Raw genomic sequence first — 4,311 nt, 5'->3', positions numbered from 1 at the left:
TCGAGGCGCACCAACACCGCGATCAGCAAGCCGTTGGCCAGGACCAGTCGCCCTTCGCAATCTGGGCTGCTAGTGTCGACCATGATCGGCTGCAGCACGAGCAACGTCTTGACGTTGTCTCGCGCATCCATGTCTAACCCCCGCGGAGCTGATTCAGCCATGGCTCGCTCCGGCGTGCGCCCCAACGGGTGTTCTTGAGATGGAGGTAGTTCGGCGTGAACCGGCAGAACGCCTTCAGTTTCTCAACATCATGGATCGTCAGAACGCGCTGTTTGATTGTAATCAGGCCGAGATCACGAAGCTCTCGCATCGTGCGGTGCACGTGAACGGCAGAGAGGCCCATCGCATCCGCAAGCTCCACCTGCGTGAACGGGAAGGCGTAGCTGTCGTTCGTCACCTTCCCGACAGCATCGAGCCGGACCAGCAGTTCGCAGAGTAGATGAGCGAGACGCTGGTCCGGTGTACGGCCACCAAGATTGACCAACCACTCGCGCAGCACCGCCTCATCGACGAGGGCGCACCACCAGAAAGCCCGAGTTATCTGAGGGTGAGACCCAGTGATCTCGTCGACTGCCCGACGCGGTATGTCGACGACCTGGCACGCGGAGATCGTGCCGATGTTGTGGTCCATCTGATCGAGAATGAACACATTCAGATTGCAGAAATCCCCTGGGACCATCAGGGCCATGATCTGGCGTTTGCCATCCGGCAGCACCTTGTAGCGGCAAGCGAGGCCGTCGAGGATTAGATGAACGTTCTCTGGTTCGTCACCCTCTTGGATCAGATCAACTCGTGCATCGACCTGCCGGATGCGTGGCACCAGACCCTCCAGGGCCTGTCGATCTTCATCCGACAGGGCCTCGAAGCATTCCAGCTTTCGGGTCAGTGCATGCTGCATCACGCCTCGACGTATGTATGGATATCGGGAGCGTATATCAAAAAAAACCTCTAGGATTTCATCATTTGATGACTTAAGAACCCGTAGCGCACAAATTTTACTCTCTGGTCAATCCTGTCAGCATTCAAAAATTCGCCGATGAGGAGCTGAATGTTCGGCGATGGTCGATAAATCACACTTTTGATGTATTTTTCTTCCTCTCAATCTGATACTGGTAGGTCCTGGCGAGCGTAGGCGTAAAATCGCTTCCGCCTGATTGTGCGGAGTGCTGAATGCTTCGGTATTATTTTCACGTCTATGACGACGATAATAGCTCGGACGATGAGGGTGTTGAATTCGTGAACATGCGAGCCGCCGGTGTCGAGGCATTCCGTTTCGCCGGGGATCTCATTAAAGCTAAGGCAGCGCAGATGCTAAGCGGAGAACTGTGGCACATGGAGGTCAAAGATCAGCAGGGCCTCGTAATTATACGGCTCGATCTTAAGCTAAGCGGTTTTCTTCTGGACGCATCTGCCTCATAGTCAGGTGTTAATATGGGCTCCTTGTGTTGGGCGCTACCCCTGTCGCCCCGATCTGACGCCGGATGGCGTTGCTGTCGTAGCTCTTGTCGGCCAGCATGAGCTGGCAGGCCGGCGAGCGCTTGAAGAGTTGCGCTCCCGCCTTGCAGTCCGACACCTATTATAGATGAAGGCATCGCGCTCTCCTTCGAACGCGCGCCATCGAATCAGACTGCGCACCTCAACGCTACCCGCGACTCAATCCGAACAGGAAGGGCTCTAGCGACCCTGAAGCGGAGAAAACGGTCGAGCTCTATCCGTAGCGGGGGATGTGAATATGTCGGTCATGCGCCTCAATGCTTCGCGCCTATGACGCGTCGTCGATCATGTAGCGATGACAACGCGTGCATGCGGCGAGGCTGCAGTTCGGAAACGTCCAGGAGAACTTTCGCCCCCTGGATGGCAGAGAGGGTTACGGGACTGGCCCCCTGCCACCGCGCCTCGTACTCCAGCATATCTAACTGCTCGATCATCGCCCGAACCGCTTGGTCACTTTGCCCGGTCGGAAATTTGCTCAGCAGATCGATCAACATGTCCATGTGCCGGCACGCGGCCGGGGGGAGACCACTAAGCGCCATATTGATCGTCCTGTACCGCCCCGTGAGCAGGGATCTTGCCAGGATGCTCCGGGGTGGGCGCTCTCATTTGATGATTGGCGTGTCACACTCTCCGCATCACCGTAGCATCTTGCTTACCATCCGAGCCCGAGGGCGCGGGTGTCCTCGCTAGGCGCGGCGGTACGTATGTGCTCAATCACTGCTCTCAGTGCGGGAAAGGCTGCCGCGCGGGTCTCGGCCACTCTCGCCTCCGTCTTATCGTGTGGTTTGGCGAAAGTAGCGGATGCCCCCAGCGCTACGTCGATTGCCATGTTGAAAGGTGGCAGGGTGTAGATCCGCTGCCAGTACCTTCTCGTTCCTGTCGGAGCGGAGGTTCATCACCGGCGGCTTGGACTGACGCTTGAGAGGAATGATAGTCGCGCTCACCTGATTCCGGCGTATCGAGATGGCCTCAGGCAGCCGCCTGGGAAGCTTGGCGTACCTTGCGAGTCGCTTGATCCACCTGCTCGCTCGCTCGGGCGATGTCCTCCATGCCGCTGGCGATCGTCGTTACCCCATGCGCGGCCGTTTGCATGCTGCCTGACATCTCCCGAGTCACCGCGGATTGTTCCTCGACCGCAGCGGCGATGGCACCCGACACCTCATCGAGCGAGCGGATTGTCGCCTGGATCGAGCCGATGGCATTGACCGCCTCGCGCGCAGCGGTCTGGGTCGCTACAATCTGCCCACGGATCTGGTCGGTCGCCTTGGCCGTCTGCTCGGCCAGCGCCTTCACCTCGGAGGCAACCACGGCGAAGCCTTTGCCCGCCATGCCGGCACGCGCCGCCTCGATGGTGGCGTTCAGTGCTAGCAGGTTGGTCTGGGCCGCGATGCCCTGGATCAGCGTCACGACATCGCCAATCTGCGACGCCTGGTCGCTCAAGCCAGCAACGATGCTGCCCGTGCGCTGTGTTTGCTCAACCGCCTGTCCAGCCATTCGTGCAGCATGGCTTACCTGCTGACCGATCTCGCCAACCGACGCCGACAGCTCCTCAGCGCCGGAGGCGACAGACTGGATGTCGTTCGAGACCTGCCCCACCGTGCCTGCTGCGTCGACCGTTTGACGAGTGACATTCTCTACTGCATGGCCGATCGCATCGAGGTCGGCGCCGATCGCGTGCTGCGCTCTGGCTCGACGGTGTCGCTCGTGAACCTGTGCCGTGATATCGGTAGCGAACTTCACCACCTTGAACGAAATGCCATCCCGGTCGCTGATCGGATTGTAGGTCGCCTGGATCCAGACCTCGTGACCGTCCTTGGCGATCCGCCGGAACTCACCAGATTTGAACTTGCCCTGACCAAGATCAGCCCAGAAGCTGCGATAGGTTTCCTCCTTCCGCTCGTTGGCATCGACGAACAGGCTGTGATGCTGCCCACGGATCTCATGGAGTTGGTAGCCTAGCGTACCTAGAAAGTTCGGATTGGCGGTCAGGACAGTGCCGTCGAGGGCAAACTCAATGACCGCCTGCGAGCGGTTGAGAGCGGCAAGTTGGCCTTCCTGGTCGATCGAACGCTGGACTTGGGCCGTGATATCGGTAGCAAACTTCACGATCTTGCTGACGCGGTCGGCGCGGTCGAGAATTGGATTGTACGTCGCCTGAATCCACACCTCACGACCGCCCTTGGCAACGCGCTTGAACTCGCGGGTCTGCGCCTCACCTCGACGCAACGCATCCCAGAACGCATGATAGGCCGGCGCATCGCGCTCCGCAGGAGGGGCGAAGTTCCGGTGGTTCTGTCCCTTCAACTCGGTCAATGTATAACCGACGAGACCAAGAAATTTGGCATTGGCATCCAATATCGTGCCGTCAGGAGCGAACGTGATGCGGGCATTTGAACGATCGATACTATCGAAAAGTGCACGTGAGGGAGTCTCGAACAAGCGCACAGGTGAACTCCGAACGATTAGGCAGGGGCACCCGCTTATAGAAGCTGAGTTCTAAGAACAATCTCTTAAAAAATTTATCTAATCACATGAGTTTCATCGATTACAAAATGATGAGTATGATTCTAGTTTGGTCATAGAGGGGGGGTGAGGATGAGAATTTTGATAGGATGGGTGATTGGCGCCTCGCCGGATTTAGTTCTGGCGGCGCCCTGAAGGCGCCTTAGAGTAGTTTGAGACCCCGTTTCATAAGGGGCAGCCGCGGATCGCTGCTTGGGGTGAGCGGCGAGCATCGTCAGCGTTGGGAGAGTGTCTGACGCTCACCCTGGAACGCCGATGTGGACACCCGCCGCCCGTGCCGAGCTTGCGCGCGAG

4 protein-coding genes and 1 pseudogene are annotated in these 4,311 nt (G+C 58.4%); 1 reads left to right on the top strand and 4 read right to left on the bottom strand.

The features are described from left to right. Positions 1-133 precede the first annotated feature (133 nt). Positions 134-898, bottom strand: coding sequence for a Crp/Fnr family transcriptional regulator (locus MKK68_RS08190; protein WP_244029742.1), 765 nt, complete (start codon positions 896-898; stop codon positions 134-136). A 272-nt stretch (positions 899-1,170) separates the two neighbouring features. Here MKK68_RS08190 and MKK68_RS08185 point away from each other — a divergent pair, with 272 nt between their 5' ends. After that, the gene (locus MKK68_RS08185) at positions 1,171-1,419 is read left to right on the top strand and encodes a DUF6894 family protein (RefSeq protein ID WP_244029740.1); all 249 of its coding nucleotides are present in this window, start codon (positions 1,171-1,173) and stop codon (positions 1,417-1,419) included. 25 nt (positions 1,420-1,444) lie between these two features. Here the strand turns inward: MKK68_RS08185 and MKK68_RS08180 are convergent. From MKK68_RS08180 to MKK68_RS08170, 3 genes and pseudogenes are all read right to left on the bottom strand, one after another. After that, positions 1,445-1,573: pseudogene (locus tag MKK68_RS08180) on the bottom strand (IS5/IS1182 family transposase); the annotation flags it as partial. A gap of 175 nt (positions 1,574-1,748) precedes the next feature. After that, positions 1,749-1,994: a hypothetical protein gene (locus MKK68_RS08175; RefSeq protein WP_244029738.1), complete on the bottom strand. Its 246-nt coding sequence runs from the start codon at positions 1,992-1,994 to the stop codon at positions 1,749-1,751. 469 nt (positions 1,995-2,463) lie between these two features. Continuing rightward, positions 2,464-3,939: a PAS domain S-box protein gene (locus MKK68_RS08170; RefSeq protein ID WP_244029736.1), complete on the bottom strand. Its 1,476-nt coding sequence runs from the start codon at positions 3,937-3,939 to the stop codon at positions 2,464-2,466. Between the last annotated feature and the right edge of the window lie 372 nt (positions 3,940-4,311).

The sequence above is a fragment of the Methylobacterium sp. E-016 genome, from assembly GCF_022829745.1.
Lineage (GTDB): Bacteria > Pseudomonadota > Alphaproteobacteria > Rhizobiales > Beijerinckiaceae > Methylobacterium.
This window is presented reverse-complemented; position numbering and strand designations above follow the sequence as displayed.

Excerpts from the sequence above, each read along its gene's own strand:
- MKK68_RS08185 (WP_244029740.1), top strand. The coding sequence starts at position 1,171 with ATGCTTCGGTATTATTTTCACGTCTATGACGACGATAATAGCTCGGAC.
- MKK68_RS08175 (WP_244029738.1), bottom strand. The coding sequence starts at position 1,994 with ATGGACATGTTGATCGATCTGCTGAGCAAATTTCCGACCGGGCAAAGT.
- MKK68_RS08190 (WP_244029742.1), bottom strand. The coding sequence starts at position 898 with ATGCAGCATGCACTGACCCGAAAGCTGGAATGCTTCGAGGCCCTGTCG.